At 69.6% G+C, this 3,151-nt stretch carries 2 protein-coding genes and 1 pseudogene; all 3 read left to right on the plus strand.

Annotated elements, in window-relative coordinates; translation table 11 throughout:
* The first annotated feature begins 8 nt into the window (after positions 1-8).
* Positions 9-494, plus strand: coding sequence for an NUDIX hydrolase (locus AC1D15_RS23980; RefSeq protein ID WP_477827942.1), 486 nt, complete (start codon positions 9-11; stop codon positions 492-494).
* A 60-nt stretch (positions 495-554) separates the two neighbouring features.
* Positions 555-2,801, plus strand: coding sequence for a type I secretion system permease/ATPase (locus AC1D15_RS23985; RefSeq protein WP_052213207.1), 2,247 nt, complete (start codon positions 555-557; stop codon positions 2,799-2,801).
* Positions 2,798-3,151: pseudogene (locus AC1D15_RS23990) on the plus strand (hypothetical protein); the annotation flags it as partial. The gene AC1D15_RS23985 and the pseudogene AC1D15_RS23990, both read left to right, overlap by 4 nt.

The following is a 3,151-nucleotide window of genomic DNA, read 5'->3' on the forward strand; positions in this document are numbered from 1 at the left end:
GCTACAGCATCCCGCCCGATGACAACCGCGAGCGCGCGACCTGCGCCGCCTGCGGCGCCATCCACTACGAGAACCCGCTGAACGTCGTCGGCACGCTGCCGGTGTGGCACGACCAGGTGCTGCTGTGCCGCCGCAACATCGAGCCGCGCCACGGCTTCTGGACGCTGCCGGCCGGCTTCATGGAGCTCGGCGAAACCACCGCCGCCGGCGCGCTGCGCGAGACCGACGAGGAGGCCGGCGCCCGCATCGAGATGCAGGCCTTGTTCACGCTGCTCAACGTGGTGCGCGTCGGGCAGGTTCACTTCTTCTACCGCGCCCGATTGCTTGACACCGATTTCGCGCCCGGCCCCGAGACCATCGAGGCCCGCCTGTTCCGCGAGGACGAGGTGCCGTGGGACGACCTCGCGTTCCCGACGGTGCGGGAAACCCTGAGGCGGTTCTTCGACGATCGCCGCCGGGGTCAATTCGGCTTCCATATGGCCGATATCGATTGACGGCGCACCATGTCGCCGTTCGAATAGGTCGATGTCTGACTTCCCGATACCGCGACACCGATGACCGATCCCCGTCCCCTGCCCTCCGCCGCTGCCGCCCAACCGACAGCCCAGGCCCCCGCCGCCCACAAGCCGGCGGAGGCGGCGCCGCTGCGGATGCGCGAAGACCTGATCCACCCCGATCCGCTGCTCGACTGCCTGGTCGAGATCTGCCGCCTGAACGGCCAGGCCGCGTCGCGCGCCTCGCTGTCGGCCGGGCTGCCGCTGGGTGACAGCGGCAAGGGCAAGCTGACCATCGAGCTCACCGAACGGGCCGCGGCGCGTGCCGGCATGGCGACCAAGCTGCAGCGCCTGGCACTGCAGCGCATCGACGCCGCCGCGCTGCCGGCGATCCTGATCCTGAAGGACAACCAGGCCTGCGTGCTGCTGCGCTTCGAGGACGGCGGCCGGGAAGGCCCGGTGGCCCGCGTGCTGCTGCCCGAGACCGGCCAGGGCTCGATCGTGCTGCCGCTCGCCGACCTGCAGCGGCGCTACACCGGCGTGGTGCTGTTCGTGCGCCCGCATTTCCGCTTCGATGCGCGCACGCCCGAGGTGCGCGCGGTGCGCCAGCGCCACTGGTTCTGGGGCGCGGTGCTCGAGCAGCGCATCGTCTACCGCGACGTGCTGTGGGCGGCGCTGCTGGTCAACGTGTTCGCGCTGGTGTTCCCGCTGTTCTCGATGAACGTCTACGACCGCGTGGTGCCGAACAACGCGGTCGAGACGCTGTGGGCCCTGTCGATCGGCGTGGTGCTGATCATGTGCGGCGACCTGTTCATGCGGCTGCTGCGCAGCCACTTCGTCGACGAGGCGAGCGCGCGCATCGACGTGCAGATCTCGGCCACGCTGATGGAGAAGGTGCTGGGCATGCGCCTGGAGCACCGGCCGGAGTCGGTCGGCTCGTTCGCGTCGAACCTGCGCGGCTTCGAGCAGGTGCGCGACTTCATCGCGTCGGGCACCGTCACCGCGCTGATCGACCTGCCGTTCGCGCTGCTGTTCGTGACCGTGCTGGCCTGGATCTCGCCGTGGCTCGCAGTGCCGGTGGTCACGGCGTTCGTGCTGATCCTGGTGATCGGCTACGTGCTGCAGCACCGGCTGCACGAGCTGTCGCAGACCACCTACCAGGCCGCGGCGCAGCGCAACGCGACGCTGATCGAGAGCCTGACCGCGATCGAGACCATCAAGTCGCTGGGTGCCGAGAGCGTCGTGCAGGCCAAGTGGGAGCGCGCGAACGCCTTCCTCGCGGTGACCAACGTGCGCATGCGGGCGCTCTCGGCCACGGCCAACTACGGCACCAACTGGCTGTCGCAGGGCGTGACGGTCGCGATCGTGATCGTCGGCGTCTACCTGATCAGCCAGCGCGAGCTGACGATGGGGGCGCTGGTGGCCTCGTCGATGCTCGCGTCGCGGGCGCTGCAGCCGGCCGGGCAGATCGTCGGGCTGCTGATGCAGTACCAGGGCGCGCGCACCGCGATGGAATCGCTCGACAAGATCATGGAGCGGCCGGTCGAGCGCCCGGCCGGCGAGAACTTCGTGCAGCGCCCGCAGCTGCGCGGCGACATCGAGTTCCGCAATGTCAAGTTCGCCTACCCGGGCCGGCAGGATGCGGCGCTGGACGGCATCAGCTTCAAGATCCAGGCCGGCGAGCGGGTCGCGCTGATCGGGCGCGTGGGCTCCGGCAAGTCGACGATCGAGCGGCTGATCATGGGCCTGTACCAGCCGCACGACGGCGCGGTGCTGCTCGACGGCATCGACCTGCGCCAGCTCGACCCGGCCGACGTGCGCCGCAACCTGGGCTACGTGTCGCAGGACGTGACGCTGTTCTACGGCAGCCTGCGCGACAACATCACCTTCGGGCTGCCGTATGCCGACGATTCCGCGATCGTCGCGGCGGCCGAGCTGGCCGGCATGAGCGGCTTCATCGACCGGCATCCGCGCGGCTTCGACATGACGGTGGGCGAGCGCGGCGAATCGCTGTCGGGCGGGCAGCGCCAGGGCATCGGCCTGGCGCGCGCGGTGCTGCACAACGCACCCATCCTGCTGCTCGACGAGCCGACCAGCGCGATGGATTTCTCGACCGAGGCGCAGATCACGCACAACATCGGCAACTTCGCGCAGAACAAGACGGTGGTGCTGGTGACGCACCGCACCTCGCTGCTCGCGATGGTGACGCGCGTGATCGTGATCGACGGCGGCAAGATCGTCGCCGACGGGCCGCGCGACCGCATCATGGAAGCGCTGCAGAGCGGGCGCATCGCGAGGGCGGCATGAGCTCATCCCGTGAAGGCGGCACGAACCGCATCCTGATCAAGCTCGGCCTGGCCGTGATGTGGGTGCTGGAGCGCATCCGCGTGCTGCTGGATCCGATCACGCGCCTCCTGCTCGGCCCGGTCGTCACGCCCGACAACGCCGGCGATGCCGGATTCCGCAGCTTCGAGGCCGAGGCCGACCAGGTGATGTCGCGCAGTGGCACCCACCATGCGCAGTCGATCGTGCGCGCGGCCCTGCTGATCGTCGTGCTGCTGGTCACCTGGGCGGCACTCGCCCACGTCGACGAGGTGACCAAGGGCGATGGCAAGGTGATCCCGTCGCGCCAGCTGCAGGTGGTGCAGTCGCTGGAC

Source organism: Rhizobacter sp. P2_H2, assembly GCF_056403375.1.

Coding starts and splice junctions, on each gene's coding strand:
- AC1D15_RS23985 (WP_052213207.1), top strand. CDS start 555: ATGACCGATCCCCGTCCCCTGCCCTCCGCCGCTGCCGCCCAACCGACA.